This is a genomic window from Fibrella aquatica, from assembly GCF_041321135.1.
Taxonomy (GTDB): domain Bacteria; phylum Bacteroidota; class Bacteroidia; order Cytophagales; family Spirosomataceae; genus Fibrella; species Fibrella aquatica.
Genome location: NZ_JBGGWF010000011.1, coordinates 36,023 through 54,503 on the forward strand (window position 1 = coordinate 36,023; position 18,481 = coordinate 54,503).

At 52.0% G+C, this 18,481-nt stretch carries 18 protein-coding genes and 1 tRNA gene; 10 read left to right on the forward strand and 9 right to left on the reverse strand.

The genetic code is table 11. From position 1 onward, the window contains the following. Positions 1-133 precede the first annotated feature (133 nt). Positions 134-532: a DUF3887 domain-containing protein gene (locus ACAW87_RS20685; protein ID WP_370725548.1), complete on the forward strand. Its 399-nt coding sequence runs from the start codon at positions 134-136 to the stop codon at positions 530-532. 145 nt (positions 533-677) lie between these two features. Beyond that, positions 678-1,115, forward strand: a complete 438-nt coding sequence (locus ACAW87_RS20690) for a hypothetical protein (RefSeq protein ID WP_370725549.1) — start codon at positions 678-680, stop codon at positions 1,113-1,115. Between the two features lie 551 nt (positions 1,116-1,666). On the opposite strand, the gene ACAW87_RS20695 is transcribed toward ACAW87_RS20690, so the two are convergent. The 3 genes from ACAW87_RS20695 to ACAW87_RS20705 all read right to left on the reverse strand — a co-directional run bounded on the left by ACAW87_RS20695 (position 1,667) and on the right by ACAW87_RS20705 (position 5,458). Further along, positions 1,667-4,102 (reverse strand): 3-hydroxyacyl-CoA dehydrogenase/enoyl-CoA hydratase family protein, encoded by a 2,436-nt coding sequence (locus ACAW87_RS20695; RefSeq protein ID WP_370725550.1) that lies wholly within the window; start codon positions 4,100-4,102, stop codon positions 1,667-1,669. Positions 4,103-4,268: 166 nt separating this feature from the next. Continuing rightward, entirely contained in the window at positions 4,269-4,850 is a 582-nt protein-coding gene (locus tag ACAW87_RS20700) for a hypothetical protein (RefSeq protein WP_370725551.1), read from the reverse strand. A gap of 137 nt (positions 4,851-4,987) precedes the next feature. Then, on the reverse strand, positions 4,988-5,458 hold the full coding sequence (locus ACAW87_RS20705) for a MarR family winged helix-turn-helix transcriptional regulator (protein WP_370725552.1): 471 nt from the start codon (positions 5,456-5,458) through the stop codon (positions 4,988-4,990). A gap of 516 nt (positions 5,459-5,974) precedes the next feature. On the opposite strand from ACAW87_RS20705, the gene ACAW87_RS20710 reads away from it, so the two are divergent. Then, positions 5,975-6,178, forward strand: a complete 204-nt coding sequence (locus tag ACAW87_RS20710) for a hypothetical protein (protein ID WP_370725553.1) — start codon at positions 5,975-5,977, stop codon at positions 6,176-6,178. 109 nt (positions 6,179-6,287) lie between these two features. Here the strand turns inward: ACAW87_RS20710 and ACAW87_RS20715 are convergent, their stop codons facing one another. Both ACAW87_RS20715 and ACAW87_RS20720 read right to left on the reverse strand, forming a co-directional pair. Beyond that, entirely contained in the window at positions 6,288-6,413 is a 126-nt protein-coding gene (locus tag ACAW87_RS20715; protein WP_370725554.1) for a hypothetical protein, read from the reverse strand. A 13-nt stretch (positions 6,414-6,426) separates the two neighbouring features. Further along, positions 6,427-7,923, reverse strand: a complete 1,497-nt coding sequence (locus ACAW87_RS20720) for a type III PLP-dependent enzyme domain-containing protein (RefSeq protein ID WP_370725555.1) — start codon at positions 7,921-7,923, stop codon at positions 6,427-6,429. 133 nt (positions 7,924-8,056) lie between these two features. On the opposite strand from ACAW87_RS20720, the gene ACAW87_RS20725 reads away from it, so the two are divergent. From ACAW87_RS20725 to eutC, 4 genes are all read left to right on the forward strand, one after another. Further along, positions 8,057-9,304: an FAD:protein FMN transferase gene (locus tag ACAW87_RS20725; RefSeq protein WP_370725556.1), complete on the forward strand. Its 1,248-nt coding sequence runs from the start codon at positions 8,057-8,059 to the stop codon at positions 9,302-9,304. A gap of 240 nt (positions 9,305-9,544) precedes the next feature. Beyond that, positions 9,545-10,174, forward strand: coding sequence for an ABC transporter ATP-binding protein (locus ACAW87_RS20730; protein WP_370725557.1), 630 nt, complete (start codon positions 9,545-9,547; stop codon positions 10,172-10,174). A 37-nt stretch (positions 10,175-10,211) separates the two neighbouring features. Beyond that, positions 10,212-11,339 carry a hypothetical protein gene (locus ACAW87_RS20735; protein ID WP_370725558.1) on the forward strand — a complete coding sequence of 376 codons (1,128 nt, stop codon included), beginning with the start codon at positions 10,212-10,214 and terminating at the stop codon, positions 11,337-11,339. A 23-nt stretch (positions 11,340-11,362) separates the two neighbouring features. Beyond that, positions 11,363-12,103, forward strand: a complete 741-nt coding sequence (gene eutC, locus ACAW87_RS20740) for an ethanolamine ammonia-lyase subunit EutC (protein ID WP_370725559.1) — start codon at positions 11,363-11,365, stop codon at positions 12,101-12,103. A 144-nt stretch (positions 12,104-12,247) separates the two neighbouring features. Here eutC and ACAW87_RS20745 read toward each other — a convergent pair whose 3' ends face one another. From ACAW87_RS20745 to ACAW87_RS20760, 4 genes are all read right to left on the reverse strand, one after another. Further along, positions 12,248-12,538, reverse strand: a complete 291-nt coding sequence (locus tag ACAW87_RS20745) for a hypothetical protein (RefSeq protein ID WP_370725560.1) — start codon at positions 12,536-12,538, stop codon at positions 12,248-12,250. A gap of 21 nt (positions 12,539-12,559) precedes the next feature. Further along, positions 12,560-13,924, reverse strand: a complete 1,365-nt coding sequence (locus ACAW87_RS20750; protein ID WP_370725561.1) for an ADP-ribose polymerase — start codon at positions 13,922-13,924, stop codon at positions 12,560-12,562. A gap of 133 nt (positions 13,925-14,057) precedes the next feature. Beyond that, positions 14,058-14,540 (reverse strand): pPIWI_RE_Z domain-containing protein, encoded by a 483-nt coding sequence (locus ACAW87_RS20755; protein WP_370725562.1) that lies wholly within the window; start codon positions 14,538-14,540, stop codon positions 14,058-14,060. A gap of 44 nt (positions 14,541-14,584) precedes the next feature. Continuing rightward, positions 14,585-15,031 carry a pPIWI_RE_Z domain-containing protein gene (locus tag ACAW87_RS20760; protein WP_370725563.1) on the reverse strand — a complete coding sequence of 149 codons (447 nt, stop codon included), beginning with the start codon at positions 15,029-15,031 and terminating at the stop codon, positions 14,585-14,587. Between the two features lie 246 nt (positions 15,032-15,277). Between ACAW87_RS20760 and ACAW87_RS20765 the strand changes: the two genes are divergently transcribed. The 3 genes from ACAW87_RS20765 (at position 15,278) to ACAW87_RS20775 (ending at position 18,380) form a co-directional block, all read left to right on the forward strand. Then, positions 15,278-16,297, forward strand: a complete 1,020-nt coding sequence (locus ACAW87_RS20765) for a helix-turn-helix transcriptional regulator (RefSeq protein WP_370725564.1) — start codon at positions 15,278-15,280, stop codon at positions 16,295-16,297. Positions 16,298-16,579: 282 nt separating this feature from the next. Continuing rightward, positions 16,580-17,989, forward strand: a complete 1,410-nt coding sequence (locus ACAW87_RS20770) for an MBL fold metallo-hydrolase (protein WP_370725565.1) — start codon at positions 16,580-16,582, stop codon at positions 17,987-17,989. A gap of 307 nt (positions 17,990-18,296) precedes the next feature. Then, positions 18,297-18,380: transfer RNA gene (locus ACAW87_RS20775), tRNA-Leu, on the forward strand. Positions 18,381-18,481: the final 101 nt, after the last annotated feature.

An 18,481-nucleotide genomic window follows, 5' to 3' on the forward strand; every position in this document is an offset into this window, starting at 1 on the left:
AAGACAAAGGTAGACGCAAACAGATAATCAGAAAGGTCCGTTTATCACCTGTAAAGCCCGCTCGAAAAATGGAATGACTATAAACCTGTTATAATCAACCTATTTTACGAACACGAAAATCTGATTTACACGTATGAAACGCTTTTTTGCTACTGCTGCCCTGCTGATGGGCCTGATCGTTTCGGCCAATGCACAAACAGCCTCAACACCAGCTACTGCTCCGTCGCCCGAAATGATGAAGCTCGACTCGCTCACCAAACTGTCGCAGCGCTTTTTGAATGAACAGAAGGTTGATTCGCTCTACGCGCTCATGGGTACGGCATTTAAAAACCAGATTTCGCTGGACCAAATGAAGCAAGTAGCCTCGCAGGTAAGCAACCAATTGGGCAAGTGGACCGCCGCTGAACCCGCGGGCATAAAAGATGGAGTGGCCAAATACAAAGCCACCTTCGCTCTGGCCACGCTCGACTTTTTCATCAGTACCGATGCCGAAGGGAAAATCTACACCTTCCTGATGAAGCCCACAGAGTGACCTGCTTTTAAAAATTAGGGGCCGTGCTAGTCTAAGATCTAACATCCAGCATCCGCGTTAAGCTTGAGGCTGTTAAGTAAATTTAACTGCCTTTTCCAACGATTGGCCGTTAATTTGTATCTGTACTTTGAACGGGACGTACATTATGAAAAAAGCCTTACTCTTTAGCATACTTGCCTTTCTATCGGCCGCCTGTGGCCCTGGCAACGACGTAGCTCCTACGTTGGCGAGTGAAGTGTCGGGAACGTACCTGACCAATGGCTTTCTGGATTATCTCTGCGTGGCCCTTCCCGCCGATCAGATGCCCACCGCCACGTTGACGCCCGAGACCGATGCTACCGTTACGCTAACGTACCTGCGCAAGTACCCGACCGCTCAAATGCAGACGTTTACGCACCTGCAACTGACCCGCCTCGCCGATAAAAGCATTCAGCTATCTCAGCAAGGTCAAATCCTGGGCACCGTCCAAACCGACCGCGCATTCAACACCAACGGCATGGAACGCCAGGCCCTCGTCCTGCGCGTTCAAACCAACCCCAACGATCCGCAAACCGCCATCACCTTCACCGGCGCGAAAGAATAAACGTATCTAACAATACAAAAAGGGCCATTCCTGCACAGGAATGGCCCTTTTTGTATAAATACCTTGAGATAGTAATACAAGTTTTGAGCTTTAAAATGCTTGTATAAACTCGGCAAGGGGATGACTAAGGTATTATCGTTATTATCTTGCAAATAGAAAAAGGGCTGTTCCACCAGCCCTTTTCAACCGTTGTCACGCGCGGAGAGCGTGTCACTATGTTTTACCAAAACCATAAGACCATTATGGCTAAGTCAAACAAGAGCAACTCGAAATTCTCAGTTTCAAGTTGGCTCAAAAAGAACCAGCATAAGATCAATACGATTGCAACGCTGGTTCGGACTGCTTTCTCAATGTTGATGGACTATCATCGACACTAGTAGGCAGTCACCGCTTACCGAAAGCCCTCTGCCTTAATTGTCAGGGGGCTTTTGCCTAAATAGTAGCACAAATATAAATATCTGTCAAGTAACTTTCAAAAATTACTATCAATAGTAATTTTTGAAAGTTACTTGACAGATATAATCATGTCATTTAGCCACTAAAAGCAGCCTCTAATTCCGTAGCGGCTTGCCGCCTTGCAGCAAGCTTTGAATACGCTCTAGCGTTTTCTTCTCGCCGGTTAACGACAGGAAGGCTTCACGCTCCAGGTCGAGGAGGTATTTCTCCGTTACATTCTGGGGTGAACTCAGGTCGCCGCCGCAGATGACGTAGGCTAGCTTATCGGCGATTTTCAGGTCATGATCTGAGATGAACCGGCCCATTTTCATAGCCGTGATACCCGCTTTGAACAGCGCGATGCCCGTTTTGCCCTGAACCTTGATGTCGGTACGTGGTTTCGGCTGCGTGTAGCCGTTTTCGGCCAGTTCAATCGCTACCTGCTTGGCTTCGGCGATCTGGCGGCTGCGGTTCAGCACGATTTGCGCGGAGGGTAACAGGTAATTCATCTCGCGGGCCTCCTGCGCCGAGGTCGACACTTTCGCCGTGGCAATATTCATGTAGGCGGCTTGCAGGATGTTCAGTTCAGGATCGCCGGTTTGGTAGAGATCCGAGCAGCGGGCGGCCATTTCTTTGGTGCCACCACCCGCCGGAATCAGGCCGACGCCTACTTCCACCAGACCCATGTACGTTTCTGAATGTGCCACTACGCGGTCGCAGTGGAGGTTCAGCTCGCAACCACCGCCCAGGGCCAGCGAATGAGGTGCGCCTACGACCGGAATAGACGAGTACCGCGCCCGCATCATAGTCTGCTGGAACTGCGAAATCATGAGGTTGATCTCGTCATATTCCTGCTCCAGGGCAAACATAAACAGCGTAGCCAGGTTGGCCCCCGCCGAGAATGCCTCAGTCGATTCGTTACCGATAACCAGACCACGGAAATCTTTCTCCGCCAGCGCAATCGCCTTGTTCAGACCCTCGATTACTTCCGCGCCAAAGGTGTTCATCTTCGAGCGGAATTCGAGGTTGATAATGCCGTCGCCCAGATCGTAAATGGCAGCACCGGCATTTTTCCAGATCACGTTATCGCTCAGGCTTTCCAGAATGATGAACGACTCGGTACCCGGAATCGTCTTGTACGCCTTGGCGTTGATATCGTAATACTGCTTTTTGCCTTTCTCGGTTTTGTAGAAGCTCGTAGCACCGCTGGCAGCCATGTCGTAGACCCACTGAGCAGGTTTCGTGCCCTGCTTCTCCAGCATGTCGATACCAGCCTGTAATCCAATGGCGTCCCAGGTTTCGAACAGGCCCATCTGCCAGCCAAAGCCCGCTTTGATGGCCTCGTCGATCTTGAACAGTTCGTCGGCTACTTCGGGAATACGATTCGTGGCGTATTGGAAGGCATCGGAGAAGGTGCGGCGGTAGAATTCACCCGCTTTGTCGGTACCCGCCAGCAGCACCGAAAACCGCTTACGTAGGCTCTCGATGGCTTTGGTGCTTTCCAGCGTGGCAAATTTTACTTTCTGCGAGGGTTCGTATTCAAACGTTTTCAGGTTCAAGGCCAGAATGACCGTCTTGCCTTTCTCGTCTTTCGTCTTCTTATAAAAACCCTGCCCTGTTTTGTCGCCGAGCCATTTATTATCGCTCAGCTTCTGCATCACCGACGGCAGTTCAAACGCCTTGTGTGACTCGTCGTACTCCAGCTTCACCAGATTACCCGCCACGTTGACGGTCGTATCCAGACCCACCACGTCTGACAGCCGGAACGTACCTGACTTCGGCCGACCAACTACCGGGCCGGTCAGTTTATCGACTTCCTCCACGCTGAGGCCCATCTCTTCGGCCACGCGGATGGTCTGCACCATAGCGTAGATACCGAGCCGGTTGGCAATGAAGCCGGGCGTGTCTTTGCAAAGAACGGTGGTTTTGCCCAGATACAGATCGCCGTAACTCATCAGGAAATCAATGATGGCGGGATCGGTGTCGGGGCCGGGAATGATTTCGAGCAGACGCAGGTAGCGCGGTGGGTTGAAGAAGTGGGTACCGCAGAAATGCCGGCGGAAATCGTCGCTACGGCCTTCGGTCAGCAAGTGCATCGGAATACCCGACGTGTTGCTGGTGATCAACGTACCTGGCTTGCGGAACTGCTCCACACGCTCGTATAGTGAGCGTTTAATATCCAGCCGCTCCACGATCACCTCGATCACCCAGTCGTAATTGGCAATGTCTTTCAGGTTATCGTCGAAGTTGCCCAGTTTCACGCGGTCGGCAAATTTGGGACTGTAGAGCGACGCAGGCGTTGCTTTCAGCATCGCTTGCCAGGCATCGCCCACCATCCGGTTACGCACGGCGGGGCTGTCGGTAGTCAGGCCTTTTGCGGCTTCGGCGGCGTTGGGTTCACGCGGAACCATGTCGAGTAGCAGAACGTCGAGGCCGATATTGGCGAAGTGAGCCGCAATGCGCGACCCCATGATGCCCGAGCCAAGCACGGCTACACGCCGTATGCTACGGTTCTTCTGGGTTGTTTTGGGTTTTTCGAGTGTTGCTTCCATGAGAAGGGTATTGGTATAGATGGGTACGCGGATTAAAGGGATTTAAAACGATTTACGCGGATTCTTGGATTATAATGGATTGGCTCTGCTTCAGGCTACGAATCCGCTTAAATCCAAAAATCTGCGCTGATCGTTTTAAATCGCTTTAATCCGCGTACCATTATCATCAGCGGTTTATAAGTTTAGTGAGTTCATCTACATCACCAAGGTCCTTAGGGCGGCCAGTGGCTTTTTTTTCAGTGATCAGGTCATTTAGGTGAATGACTTTAAACGGAACATCATCGAACGTGGCATCGCGGGCTCGAGCGTAACAGGCATCGAAATCGGTATCAGCAAATGCTTTCAACGAATGGCCCATGTCCAGCGTAAATCCCTGCTTGCCGACTGTCACTGTCGACCATCCAAATAGCAGGGGAACGTTCATCAGCAACTCGGCTCCAACCACGTTGTTCTCGACCAATGCCTGCACAAGGCTTGCTTTGTTAGCATCGTCAGCTCTGATCCACAAATCAAGGTCTTCCGTTGCCCGGATATAGCCGTGAACAATATTGGCCATACCACCAACCAGCAGATAATGAACGCCAAACCGGTTCAGGCTACGGAAAAGGCTCTGTACGTCGCTCTGCGATATGTCCATCGTCTTGGCTGGATTAGCTGAGTTACCCCGGTAAAACGCGTTCGCCACCTGCATCAGACCAACAAAGCGGTCTAAGAGTGGCTTGGCGATAACAGGGTAAGTCGGTTGCATTAGTGAAATGTCATTAAGTAGTCATTATGCTTTGCTGTCATTAGGTGGCCACTGATAGTCATTTGTTGTCTGGATAGTTTTTTCAATAAATGACTATCAATGACCACTTAATGACGCGAAGCATAATGACATTTCCACTATAAAACGTCTTCGATTGGGGCGTTGGTGGCTTTCAGCTTCACGTTTTCTTCTTCCACGATGAGGTTGATTTCCTTAATGACGTCGAAGAAAACAACGAGCTTGTCGAGCGGGATTTTCTCACGAACCATCTTGTTGAACTCGATGACGCCTTCGCGGGCCATTTCGCGCTTTGCTTTGCCTTCTTCCGTGAGGTAAATGCGCACAAACCGCTTGTCTGACTTGTCGGTCTCGCGCCGAATCAGGGCGCGTTCTTCCAGCGTTTTCAGCATCCTGACCAGGCTTCGCGGCTCCATACCCAACAACGGACCAATTTTCGTCGCCGGTGTGCCTTGCTCTGCATCGATGTTAAGCAGGACGTACCCAGTCGCCATCGTCAGATCGAACCGGGCCGCGTGGGCATTGTACATCCTGGAAATGGCGTGCCAACCCCATTTCAGGTGAAAATCAACGGTTTTCTCTTTCTTCATAGTGGATGTCGCCCGCCCAGGAGGTTGCTGTTCAGTAAGACAAAACTACGAAATTTTCAAAAATAGTATGCATGCATACTGATTTTGGCAAAAATGGAGTTGAAGCGAATCCTGGTTGAGATGGCCGATTAAATAGTGGTCCAATACCTTCTAAAATGTAAGTTAGGTTTGACTATATTGCGGAGGAAGCTATCATGCCTTTAGTTAAGTACCTCCACTGCCGTCACAGCTTTCTGCGTGGTCTGCATATACTTAACAGATAAGTAGTTGAGAGTAAAATGAAACTCAAAACTAAATCGTCAGTCTATTTACGCGATGAACATTAACACAAGAAAGATTCAGCAAGTAATCATTTGGGGAATAATACTGCCTTACTTCTTGCTTAGCACTCTTTACACTATGGTTGTCTACTTTGACAGATCGCTCAGAGTCGACTTTGTTGATAATAATAGAGAGATTATTCAATTGGTCGTCACCGTATGTGGCTGTCTTTGCCTCGTATTAAATTCAGCTGCCATGAAGAAGAAAAACCCATCCTGGCTCGCCATCGCGTATTTCTTCGGCGCTGGCACTGTACTCGTGCTTGCCGGATGCTACCTGTTTGTAACGCATCTCAGCGTAGACGTGGGGCGTACCCTCATGGCAATTGGTATGCTATTAGAGCTAACCGCTTTTTTCCTGACAGCCAGACGGGTGATTAAACATCGTCGTATCGCTTAAAACGAGTTTGGGGTTTGTCGTTTGACGTTTGTCGTTGCTCTGCTGATTCCAAGAATGGTAATCGAGCAGGGCAACGACAAACGTCAAACAACAAACCCCAAACTAATTTCTACGCCGCCCGCGTAACGGCAGGCTTCGCCTTAGCTGCGCCGTAGGCCGGGCAAACGCCTTTGCGGGCGCAGGCACCCATTGAGAGCAACAGCACGGCACTTGCCAACATCACTACCTTTTTCATGAGTTTGATTTAGTTAATTCTCTTCCTTCACTAATTCAGGCTGTAATTCGGCAATTTCCTCTGCTTCTTCAGCGGCCTGTGCCGCCTCCAGTTCAGTTGGTTGCGGTAAATTGGTAGGCGTATAGCCCAATATTTTCAACATCGACTCGCTGTGCTGCTCCGGCGCAAACAGGCGCGTGCGGAGGTTGCCTTCCTCATCTTTGTCGACAATGACGTGTTGTGGCGCCGGAATAAGACAGTGCTGAATGCCGCCATACCCGCCAAGCGATTCCTGGTACGCACCCGTGTGGAACAGGCCCACATACTGATCTTCCGTTTCCTGATCGAAAATAGGTAAATAGAGGTCAGCCGAGTGTACTTCGGTATTATAAAAGTCGTGCGAATCGCAGGTTAGTCCGCCCAAATTTACTTTCTGGTACGGGTTATCCCAGTTATTCACCGATAACATAATGTACTTCTGTCCCAAGCCCCACGAGTCGGGCAGTTGCGTAATAAACGATCCGTCGATCATGTACCACAACTCCTTGTCATTCTGAAGCTTCTGGTCAATAACCTTGTATATAACGGCGCCGCTCTCTCCTACCGTATACGAACCGAATTCTGTGAAGATATGCGGAACAGGTACGTTGTTCTTGTTGCAGATCCACTGAATCGATTCCACGATCTGGTCGATCATGGCCTGGTAGTCGTACGAGAACTGGAACGAGGTCTGAATGGGTAATCCACCACCGATATCGATGCTGTCGAGGTCAGGGCAGATTTTTCGCAATTCGCAGTATTTGTACATGAACCGGCTCAGCTCGCTCCAGTAATACGCGCTGTCTTTCACGCCCGTATTGATGAAGAAGTGCAGCATTTTCAGTTTGAACTTGCTGCTGTTCTGAATCTTGCTCTTGTACAACTCGTTGATGTCGCTGTAACGAATTCCAAGCCGCGACGTATAGAACGCGAAGTTTGGTTCTTCATCCGTTGCAATTCGGATGCCAAGATTTACCGTATCGGCCGTTACTGAGTCTTCGTAGGCCTCAATTTCTTTGAGGTTATCCAGAATCGGGAATACGTTGAAACCCTCGTTGATCAGTTCGCTGATATACTGCGTATAGAGCGGCCGTTTGTAGCCGTTGCAGATGATATACGTGCTTTTGTTGATCTTGCCGCTTCGGTACAACTCCCGAATAATGGGAATATCGAAGGCCGATGAGGTTTCGAGGTGCACGTTGTTTTTCAACACTTCGTCGAGCACAAACCGGAAGTGCGACGACTTGGTGCAATAGCAATACGTGTAATTGCCTTTGTAATTATAGCGCTTCATCGCGTTCTTAAACAGCGACTTAGCCTGATCGATATGTTCCGAAATCTTCGGCAGGTACGTCAGTTTAAGCGGGGTGCCATACTGTTTTACAATGTCCATCAAGGGCACATTGTTGAACAACAGGTGGTTGTTCTCGACGTTGAACTCCAAGGTTGGAAATTCAAAGGTCTGGTCAATCAGGTCGTAGTACGTCTTCATCCCTGCGTTTAGCGCATAAAGAGTTTGTTCGTGGTTAGTTAAAAACGGGTTGCGAAAGTGGGGCTAAATTTGGTGTCGCGCAACTATACCCCACCCGTAGGCTAGAAAACGAAATTGATGGGGGTTTGATTCTATGATGAGCAGTTTTTTGGGGAAAGTTTGGTTGTTACTGTTGATTGGCCTCCTGCCAGATGGTGGATATGCCTGGTGTTTGCCCTCGATGCTGGATGGTAAATATGTAGGGGCAACCGGAATGCCGGACCACCCTCGTGGTCGCCCGCTTTCGGACCGTCAGGGCCGCGTATTTGTTTCGAGAAGATACACACCCGATAATCACAATTCACAGGCCAACGCATTTCCGGCAACTCAACATCCGGGAAATGAATCCCATGTACAGGCGTCCCTGTCGGGCCGAGAGCGGGCGGCCACGATGGGCCGCCCCTACATATCGCCCATCCAGCATCAAATAACCATAAGGCCGTTCACCTTCCGTCGTGGCCTCATGGGGACAACGTTTACGGTTACGCTTTACGCGCCCGACAGCCTGACCGCACAACGTACCTACGAAGCCGTTTCGGCGCGGATGGATACGCTGAACCAGATCATGAGCGATTATCTGGATGGCTCGGAATTGAACCGATTATCGGCAACAAGCGGGCAGAATCGTTGGGTGCATGTCTCGCCTACGCTGTTCGATGTGCTGCAAAAAGCTAAACTCATCGCCCAACAATCGGGCGGGCGGTATGACCCTACGATTGGGCCGCTGTCGCAATTGTGGCGGCGGGCGGTACGACAGCGCCAATTTCCGGATGCGCGCGAACGTCGAAAAGCGCGGAAGGCCGTGTCGTGGCGGTACATCGAACTGGATTCGAGTAGCCAGTCGGTACGATTGCGGAAGCCGGGTATGCGGCTTGATTTGGGTGGCATTGGGCAGGGGTTCGCTATCGATGAAGCGCAGAAAGTGCTTTACCAGCACGGTACTCGCATTTTTCTGCTCGACATTGGCGGCGATATTCTGGTGGGCGACGCACCGCCCACACAGCCCGAAGGCTGGCGAATTGGTCTGCCCAAGGCCGAAGCTGATTCCGTAATTTTCCTTAAAAACGCCGCTATCACTACCTCCGGCGATACAGAGCGGCATCTGGATATAAACGGACGTCGGTACTCGCACATCATGAATCCGCGAACCGGTCTGGGACTGCGTCATTTTGTGCAGGCAACTGTTCATGCGCCCACAGGTACGTATGCCGATGCACTCACGAAGGTCTTCAGCGTAGCCACGCCTAATCAGCGAAAGCGCCTGCAACGCCGTTTCCCGCAGGCGAGAGTGTGGATTAAGGAGAAGAAGAATGGGAATACGGATTTAAGGGATTTAAAATGATTGACACGGATGACAATGGCACGCGGATGATGATGGTACGCGGATTTTGCGGATTAAACGGATTTGCGCAGATTATGGATTTAAGTGGATTTGTAGCCTCAAGCAGAGCTAATCTATTTTAATCCATTATCCGCGCAGATCCGTTTAATCCGCAAAATCCGCGTGCCATCATCACTCGCTTAAATCAAAAACCCGCGCAAATCCATTTAATCCCTTTAATCCGCGTACCATCACCGCACTATGCTCCATCTCCACAATTTCCAGAAATCGTACGGCGAACGGCCCATTCTCACGATTCCTGACTGGCAGTTGCCAACAGGCATTCATTGGTTGAAAGGGCCGAATGGGGCCGGCAAAACCACGCTGTTTCGCTCCATTGCCGGTATGTTGCCGCACGAAGGGTCAGTGATGCTGAATGAACTGGATAGTCGACGCGATGTGATGGCGTATCGGCTGAAGGTGAATTATGCCGAAGCCGAGCCAACCTTCCCGCCATTCCTAACGGCGTACGAACTGATTTCGTGGGTGGCCGATGCCAAGCAGGCACCCGCTGGACAAGCGGAAGGGCTGATTGAAGAGTTTGGCGTGGGTACGTATCAGCACACGCCTGTGGGTACGTATTCGAGCGGGATGTTGAAAAAGACATCGCTGATTATGGCGTTCCTGGGTCAGCCAACGTTGATTTTGCTGGATGAACCATTGGTCACACTCGATGTGGCCGCTACTCAAACGGTGGCCAACCTGATCGACAGAGCACGACTGGCGGGAGTGAATTTCCTGTTATCGTCGCACCAAGCCATGGAAACAGCGCAACTGCCCATTGATTCGGTTTGGCAGGTTGCGAATCAGACGGTGGTGCGGGAAGAATGAGCGATTCTAACTACACACAAAACTTCACAGCAACACAATGCAATCAACAATCACCGTTCTGACCAAAACGCTGGTATATCCATTTTACCGGCAAAATGCGGGTTTGCTTTGGATGACTGGGCTATTAGCGGGCGGTTTCATGCGTGGTGACGATCATATTGCGCTGGCAACCTATGCCGTTTCGTCGGCGCTGGTACTGTCTCTGTACGTGGCTATCTGGCTGCTGTACACCTTGCTGGCTACGCGTTTCGCCGTAGGCATGATCAACCGTTACGATGTATTGCTTCATCTCAGGCTGTTCAGCCCTATTCAGAAATGGGCGGGGCTGGGCATTGCCCAACTCCTGCTGATGGGACCGGCGGTGGCCTATGCCTTGTTTGTTGGGCGAATTGCGGGGCAGGAAAAGCAAATTTGGGCTATAGTGGCCATCATCAGTGGCTTACTTCTACTTTGGGCGGCGGGCCTCAGCTGGTACGAATATGCTCTGCGTCACCCAAATCCGGTGAGTCGCTGGATGGCGTGGGTAAACCGGTTGCGCAGGTACGTTCGTACACCCTATAGCCTGTTTTATTTCAGACATTTAGTGAATCAGGAAGCAACACTTTTCTGGCGAACAAAGCTTGGAACGGGCTTGGTCTGGATCGGTATTTTGAAGCTCTACGCTACGGACCATTACCGGATCAATCTTTTCCGAACCCCCGATTATGACCTTCGGCTGATCGGGTTGGGCGCATTACTTGTTGGTCTGGGCCACGCTACAGTAGTTTACGAACACTATCGGTTTGAGCATCGCTGGTTGTCTATTTATCGGAACATACCTGTGGCCAACTGGCGGCGATGGGCTGGGTACGTTGGTCAGTTTGCGTTGTTGCTGCTCCCCGAAGCCCTGCTCCTGCTCTATCACCTCCCTGTTGATCAACCCCTATGGAGGTCGCTCGGGGCCTGGGTGTTTGGCGTTAGTTTGCTGAGTCTGCAACACGGCCTGCTCCTGCGCGTTCATCGCACGCCCGATCGAACCATGACGTACCTGTATATCATGCTGATCGTCTATTTCCTCTTCATCATGTTCCGGATTCCGCTTTGGGCATTGGCAACGTTTAATTTACTGGCGTCGGGTTGGCTATTTAAACGCTACTACTGGACGTCGGCCTGGGAAGAAGAATGAAAAAATAGTCCGATCTTGTTGTCATGGAAAAAGACCCCTGGGACTTCCTGCAAACCTATACCGCCGCCCGCATCGCACAAGGCCGTGCCGGGCATAGCCTACCAACACGCGCCCTGCTCGATTTTCAACTCGACCATGCCCGCGCTCGCGATGCCGTGTATTCGACACTCGAAACCGGACGGCTCCTAGCCGACATCGATCGCATTTCTCCCCGGCCCGTACTACTCCAAAGTCAGGCCACCGACCGACGAACGTACCTGCAACGTCCTGATCAGGGCCGTCGGCTGGAATCTGATTCGTGGCTTCGGCTGAAAACGCTTAGTACCCGCCCCGCTGACTTGTCAATTGTGGTGGCTGATGGATTGTCTGCCACGGCTATCAATACACACGTTGTTCCGTTGCTGAAGCAGCTTGTTCCTGAATTAGTGACGTTGGGCTGGTCATTAACGCCGATTTGTTTGGTGCAGCAGGGGCGCGTGGCCATTGCCGATGAGGTGGCTCATGCCCTGAAAGCCGGCATGACCCTGATGCTCATTGGTGAACGACCCGGCCTTACGTCGCCCGACAGCATGGGCGCTTACCTGACCTACGCCCCCCGCCCCGGTTTAACCGACGAATCCCGAAACTGCGTCTCGAACATTCGCCCCGAAGGCATGCCGTACCACTTTGCCGTACAAAAGTTGCTGTACCTGCTTTCCGAAATGAAAACCCGCAAACTCTCCGGCGTAGAGCTGAAAGATGAGATGGGGTTACTGGATGAGTGACCGCGCTTACCCTCACCCCTAGCCCCTCTCCCCCTACGGGAGAGGGGAGCAGCACTACAATAGCTTCGCCCGCGCACCAATGCTCAGAGAAACAATATCTTGATAAACAATCGCGAGGTAGAAATGCCCCCCCTCTCCTGGTTTTCAGGAGAGGGGCCGGGGGTGAGGTGAAATGCGATCAATGGTGTTGCCGGTAAAGGGGAGCCCCATGAAGTTGGGAAAATAATAGACCCGGAATGTGCCGTTGTCGTTGATAGTCCAGCGTTCGCGGGTAGCAATGCGGAATAGCCACGACGATACTTCAGATTGCCCCGCCCGGAAACCCCGGTCGCGGAGATATACTTTTACGTTGAGTGTTGTCGTGCTTCCTTCGGCCAGCATCAGCATCGTTGCCGCCATGCGTACAGACTGCCGGTTGAGTGGTTTTAGCTTCATGATTCTCAGAGGTTTAGGTTGTTACAGTTTTACGCGAACCAGATATCGAATGGTGTTTTGATTCTGGTTGTAAACAATGAACTCATTCTTTAACAGGCTCTTACCACGCTGAGCATATACTGAGTCGAGGTTTGGGTTACGTCGTTGTAACACCTCGCCCGTCAGGTTATAGTGCCAGGTTTCATGTTCGTTTACTACAAACTGCTTGCCAACATGTACTTCGTAAATGGCCAAATAAGCCTCACGCTGCCGACCACCTGCCCAAACAGAGCCACTCAGTGAGGTGTAGTTGAGTGATTTGCTGAATTGATCGGCAAAATAGATGCCGTAACCAAACATTTTGCCGGTAATGACGGCGTTGGTCGGCCGGAGCACCAGACCACTTTTCAAGATCGATAACCAGTTTTCGGAGCGGCTTCCGTGCCAGAGCAACTGTGTCTTTTTGTTGTTGGCCGTAGCTACGTGTTTGGTAAAAGACGCCTCAGTATGAGTCTGTTGGACAGAAAAGGCAGCGTCAAATTTAGCGGCGTCTGAACCCATCATCCGCCTAATTAAGGTCAACACCCGGTCATCAGTAACGGGCTCTACGGTCAGGCCCAGCGCGTCGAGCAAAGAGGGCGCTGCCGCTTCGGGACTATTCGGGTCGGGCTTGGGCTGATTCAACTCTACCTGGCTTCGCATCACATCCAATGTGTCTTGTTCGGCAGCCAGGTAATCACGTAATTCCTGTAGATCACTGCTTGTCTGTGGACTTTGCTGGACAAGGTGTTGACTTACCTTCCCCATCTTCCTCGGAATCGTTTTGAACAGGTTCAACAACGCGTCGTTGTATCGCCCGATATCCAAACCCATGTCGGTGAGTGCAGCGAGTTCGTTCAGCAATTGTTGTGCCGTGTCAACCTGTTGTTTCGTCACCTGCTGCGCCGACACTATGTAGTTCTGGAAGATCGACTGATTGGCATACTCCATCAGCTTCGTCATCAGGGCACGTACCTGAACATCGGCGATCGAATCGGCGCTGGTCGTGGTGGGTTTGTCGGCATACAAATGCGTTTGGTCGACGTAGCCCTTCGCCACTTTTTCGCGAAACTTCTTATCCCACAAATTCATCGGGTACGTGGCCGTACTGACCGAACCACCCACCCGGCCATAGCTGACGGTGAACGTACCTGAGGTGGTTTCGTGCATTTCGTAATACTTGTTATTATTGGCCGCCGTCACCATAATCAGCTTCACCGTGCGCAAAGCTGGTGCGCTTGAGTCTGTCACCGACAACGGCGCGGGTGCTGCCGTTGATGTTGTTGTGAGGGCGGGCGCAGTAACTGTTTTCAGCGCCGAAGCCGGATTAGCTGCGCCTGTGATATGTTGTATGAATTGAGATAGCATAAAGAAGGGGTTATTAATTAGGTCGTCATTACGCTTCGCTGTCATTAAGTAGTCATTTGCTTGGCGTCATTTGTAGTCATTTACTGTTAAGCAATGAATGACCATCAATGACAGCGCAGCGTAATGACATTTCTTAAATCATTGCCCGCCAGAAAAGAGTCAGGCGTTCGCGTTGGGTGTAGCTGCCGGCATGGGCATTAGCGCTCTCCGTGATGCTGCCGTACTGGCTTAAGCTGTACATGCGGGCCTGAGCGGGTAGCGAAGCATATTTTACCAGTGCCTGAAACCATGTAGCCCGATCTTGATAAGGAGCCAGCAAGGTGCGGCCACGACTCAGCAAACGGTGCTGTTTCGGTGTCCAGACGGGCCGACGCAGGTAGATCAGGCCGTTGCCGGATAGCAGATCGGGTAATGCCTCGGGAGGAGCGTCGGGCAGCAGTTCGGTAAGCAGAAAAAGACCTAATTCGATATTTAGAAGGCGATTAGCCGATTGGCCCGCCAGGTTATACTGATGCTTCAGGCGTGTAGCCAGGGGTTCCTGCCAGCTGAAACGCGTAGCCCGGATGGGCAGCGAAGGCAGTGGGTTGGAAGCTAGGGTGAAAGCAGTCATGTTCATCTTCTTTGTTGTTGTTCGAGCAAGAGTGCTGCGACATGTCGACCTTAGGCCAGCAGTTGACGCAGGGTAAAGACGCGGTTGCGGAAAAAACCAACCGACTTCTGGTTGAAGTGGCTGCGATCGTTACTAATGTCGAAGGCCTGCATCTGGTCAGTCAGGCGGCTGTATCGGTCAAGAAGGTCGCTCCACAGGTTGCTTTGCTGGAAAGGCCTCAGCAGTTCGCGGCCCCGGTTCAGGCAGCGGCGCTGTTTGGTTGTCCAATTGTCATCCTGGGTCAGTGCGTCATCGCTAAGTAGCGTGGGCAGGTGATCTGGAGAAGCCGTTGGCATCAGTTGGCTCAGGAGCACCAGCCCCAGTTCAACATCAAACAGTTGACGGGCCGATAAGCTGGCTCGATGGCTGACCCGGCGGGGGCAGGTTACGGCAGCTGGCGAGTTGGCCAGTGCGGCGGGGTAAGTTGCGTTCAGTCGCGGACGTTGCGTAAGGTTCATGATTATCGTTTCTGTATGTCCGATACAAATATTTAACTAGCAAGACGTAATCTTTTTACGTTGATCTTTTTTTCTGAAATTTTTTTTCAGGAGATTTACCCGTATTCACCTCACCCCCGACCCCTCTCCTTCATAAGGAGAGGGGGGTGTTCGGCCCATTCTTCAGCGGAGCTACGCCAAAGCAACTCCCCTCTCCCGTAGAGGGAGAGGGGCCGGGGGTGAGGGTAAAACCCCCACTCCTCTCCTATGCCTATTACCCGCTCTGCTTTTCAACGCTACCGCCTAATCGACGAGGTCATTAGCCGGTACCCCCGCCAATATTCCAAAGAACGGTTGTTCGAACTGTGTCAGGAAACCTGTGGTATCCGGTCAATTTCGTCGCTCGAAAAAGACATTCAGCGTCTACGTGAAGACCACGATGCGCCTATCGCCTACGACAAGCGGGCCAATGGTTACTACTACACCAACCCGCAATTCAGGCTGCTGAAGCTCATGCTCACGCCCGACGATATGGAAGCGCTCGATTACGCCCGCGAGGTGCTGGCCGCCACGCAGGGAGCCTCTGTTGCCGATGAACTGACCAGCGCCCTGCAAAAAGTACGGCAGAGCCTCGACATCATCCGCGAGGTAAAACCCGGTGATGGCCCAGAGGGTCTTGGACGGCGTGTGGTGTATGTAGAAGAGAAAATTCTGGGTGGAAACCGGCAATACGTACCTGTGTTGATCCGGGCGGTGAACCAGAACCGGCAGATCATGTTCCGGTACACTAAACACGAGCCCACCGAACCCGGTGTGGTACCCGTACTACGCACGTTGCATCCGATTTTACTTCGGGAAGTGTGGGACAGCTGGTATGTGATTGGTTTCGACGAACGTACCCAGAAAGAACGCACGTTTGCGCTCGACCGCATGAGCGACCTGTCTATTCTCGACGAACCCTGCTACGTACCTGAAGAAATTCTGACCAACGTCAGCGAACTGTTCGAACACATCTACGGCATCACCGACAGCAGCGGCCCTGTTGAAGAAATACGCCTGTCGTTCAGTCCGTTATTCGGCCGCTACGTAAAAGCAAAACCGATTCACCAAACCCAGGAAGTGATTTCCGACACCGAGACGGAGTGCATTGTCCGGCTTCGACTGGCCCCCAACCGCGATTTGCTCATGCACCTGCGCTCCTACGGCGAGCACCTGCGCGTGCTTGCCCCCGCCAGCCTCGCCGAAGCCATGGTGTCATCATTGAAGGCTACGCTGTCGCAGTATTGACGTGCTGCGGCGCACGCGGGGCTGGCGCGAGCATGTGCTCGTGCCTTTTATGTCGCAAGCATCTGCTTGCACAGCGCGAAAGCGCAATATGGTAGAGCAAAAATGTATTTCAGCTACCCTTGCGCTTTCGCGCTGTGCAAGCAGATGCTTGCGATATAAAAGGCACGAGTACACACTCGTGCCAGCGCCGCAGCTAGCCAGTTACACAGCGCGTTAACCTAAAAGCATCAAACTCTCCAACCAGTTACTACCTTGCCTGTCTGACTTTCCAACCCCTTTATAATGACCATTCAATTTATGGGTGCCGCCCGCACTGTTACGGGCAGCAAACACCTCATTACCACCGCCGATGGCTTCCGCATTCTGCTCGACTGTGGCCTGTTTCAGGGCATCAACACCGACGAGCTAAACCAGGATTTTCGCTTTAACCCCGCCGACGTCGACGTACTCATCCTGTCGCACGCGCATATCGATCATACGGGACTGGTGCCCCGGCTCGTGCGTCAGGGCTTTACAGGCCCGATTCTCTGCACACCGTCGACGCTTGATCTGTGCCGGATTATGCTCATGGACAGCGCACGGATTCAGGTGAAAGACCTGGAGCGGGTAAACAAACGCCGCCGCAACCGGAACGAGCCTGAACTGGACATTCTATACACGGAAGACGACGTACAACAGGCCCTCGACCAGATGCAGGCGGTCGAATACGGCAAACGAACGTACCTGAACCCCAACGTCAGCTTCCTCTACACTGACACCGGCCACCTGCTGGGCAGCGCTGCCATCAGCCTGAGCATCAAAGAAGCCAGTGCGGACGGTAAAACGGTGGAAAAGAAAGTGTTTTTCAGCGGCGACATTGGTCGCCCCGATGACAAGATCCTCCGCACGTTCGAGACCTTCCCCCAGGCCGACTACATCCTCTGTGAATCGACCTACGGCGATAAGGTGCACGAAACCGAGCCCGACATGAAAGCGCATTTGTTGCGCATTGTGGAAGAAACCTGCGTGCAGAAGCAGGGTAAGCTACTCATTCCCGCCTTCGCTGTTGACCGCACGCAGGAATTGATTTACGCCCTCGACCAGTTGGCCAGCGAAGGCAGGCTCCCTACCTTACCGGTCTACATCGACTCGCCCATGTCGGTCAGCGCCACCACGGTGATGCGGAACCACGAAGAAGATTTTAACCCCGACATTCTGGCCTACATCAACAAAGACGGCGACGCCTTCGACTTCCCGAACCTGCATTATGTGTCGGATGTGGAGCAGTCGAAAGCGATCAACAACCGGCCGGGGCCGTGCATTATCATCGCGCCGTCGGGTATGGCCGAGGCGGGACGGATCAAGCATCACATCAAAAACAACATTGAAGACCCTAGCACCACGATCCTGTTTGTGGGTTATGCCTCGCCCAACAGTCTGGGCGGCATCCTGAAGCGTGGCGACAAGCAGGTAAACATTTTCGGTGAACGCTACGACGTCAACGCCACCGTCGAGATCATGGATTCGCTATCAGCCCACGGCGATTCGGTCGAGATGCTCCAGTTCCTGAGCTGCCAAAACCCCGCCGCCGTGAAAACCCTGTTCCTCGTCCACGGCGACTACGACACCCAGCAAGTCTGGCGCGAAAAGCTTCTTACCGCCGGTTTTCCCAACGTAGCCATCCCCGATATGTACGAGAAAGTAGAGCTGTGATGATGGTACGAGGACTTTAGGGATTTTAGTCTTCTCTACAAGAAGCTGACCTACACGGATTTGCGTCAGCTAGAAAGATGGTACGTGGATTCAAGGGATTTTAGTTTCAGCTGCAAGAGACGAATCTGCGCGGATTTCCAGCTGACGCACGAGTAAACAGTAGCGTAAGCAAATCCGTGTAAATCCAACTCTTGTAACCAAAGCTAAAATCCCTAAAATCCGTGTACCATTGTTTTTTTGCGCAAATGCTTGCAAAACGTACAGGTGGCCCCTTATCTTTGCAGTCCCAACAAGGGAAAGCGTACCTGCCGAAGTGGTGAAATTGGTAGACACGCACGTTTCAGGGGCGTGTGTCTTTACGGACATGCGAGTTCGAGTCTCGCCTTCGGCACACTAGCAGGATATAAATAACTATAAATCAGTTGTTTATATCCTGCTTTTTTTGTTTGTGTACGGTTTCGTGTACGGTATGCCCAATTTTATCTGTAATCG

Bases quoted from the DNA above. Each gene is read 5' to 3' on its own strand.
- ACAW87_RS20685 (WP_370725548.1), top strand. From the start codon at position 134: ATGAAACGCTTTTTTGCTACTGCTGCCCTGCTGATGGGCCTGATCGTT.
- ACAW87_RS20690 (WP_370725549.1), top strand. From the start codon at position 678: ATGAAAAAAGCCTTACTCTTTAGCATACTTGCCTTTCTATCGGCCGCC.
- ACAW87_RS20695 (WP_370725550.1), bottom strand. From the start codon at position 4,102: ATGGAAGCAACACTCGAAAAACCCAAAACAACCCAGAAGAACCGTAGC.
- ACAW87_RS20700 (WP_370725551.1), bottom strand. From the start codon at position 4,850: ATGCAACCGACTTACCCTGTTATCGCCAAGCCACTCTTAGACCGCTTT.
- ACAW87_RS20705 (WP_370725552.1), bottom strand. From the start codon at position 5,458: ATGAAGAAAGAGAAAACCGTTGATTTTCACCTGAAATGGGGTTGGCAC.
- ACAW87_RS20710 (WP_370725553.1), top strand. From the start codon at position 5,975: ATGAAGAAGAAAAACCCATCCTGGCTCGCCATCGCGTATTTCTTCGGC.
- ACAW87_RS20715 (WP_370725554.1), bottom strand. From the start codon at position 6,413: ATGAAAAAGGTAGTGATGTTGGCAAGTGCCGTGCTGTTGCTCTCAATG.
- ACAW87_RS20720 (WP_370725555.1), bottom strand. From the start codon at position 7,923: ATGAAGACGTACTACGACCTGATTGACCAGACCTTTGAATTTCCAACC.
- ACAW87_RS20725 (WP_370725556.1), top strand. From the start codon at position 8,057: ATGATGAGCAGTTTTTTGGGGAAAGTTTGGTTGTTACTGTTGATTGGC.
- ACAW87_RS20730 (WP_370725557.1), top strand. From the start codon at position 9,545: ATGCTCCATCTCCACAATTTCCAGAAATCGTACGGCGAACGGCCCATT.
- ACAW87_RS20735 (WP_370725558.1), top strand. From the start codon at position 10,212: ATGCAATCAACAATCACCGTTCTGACCAAAACGCTGGTATATCCATTT.
- eutC (WP_370725559.1), top strand. From the start codon at position 11,363: ATGGAAAAAGACCCCTGGGACTTCCTGCAAACCTATACCGCCGCCCGC.
- ACAW87_RS20745 (WP_370725560.1), bottom strand. From the start codon at position 12,538: ATGAAGCTAAAACCACTCAACCGGCAGTCTGTACGCATGGCGGCAACG.
- ACAW87_RS20750 (WP_370725561.1), bottom strand. From the start codon at position 13,924: ATGCTATCTCAATTCATACAACATATCACAGGCGCAGCTAATCCGGCT.
- ACAW87_RS20755 (WP_370725562.1), bottom strand. From the start codon at position 14,540: ATGAACATGACTGCTTTCACCCTAGCTTCCAACCCACTGCCTTCGCTG.
- ACAW87_RS20760 (WP_370725563.1), bottom strand. From the start codon at position 15,031: ATGAACCTTACGCAACGTCCGCGACTGAACGCAACTTACCCCGCCGCA.
- ACAW87_RS20765 (WP_370725564.1), top strand. From the start codon at position 15,278: ATGCCTATTACCCGCTCTGCTTTTCAACGCTACCGCCTAATCGACGAG.
- ACAW87_RS20770 (WP_370725565.1), top strand. From the start codon at position 16,580: ATGACCATTCAATTTATGGGTGCCGCCCGCACTGTTACGGGCAGCAAA.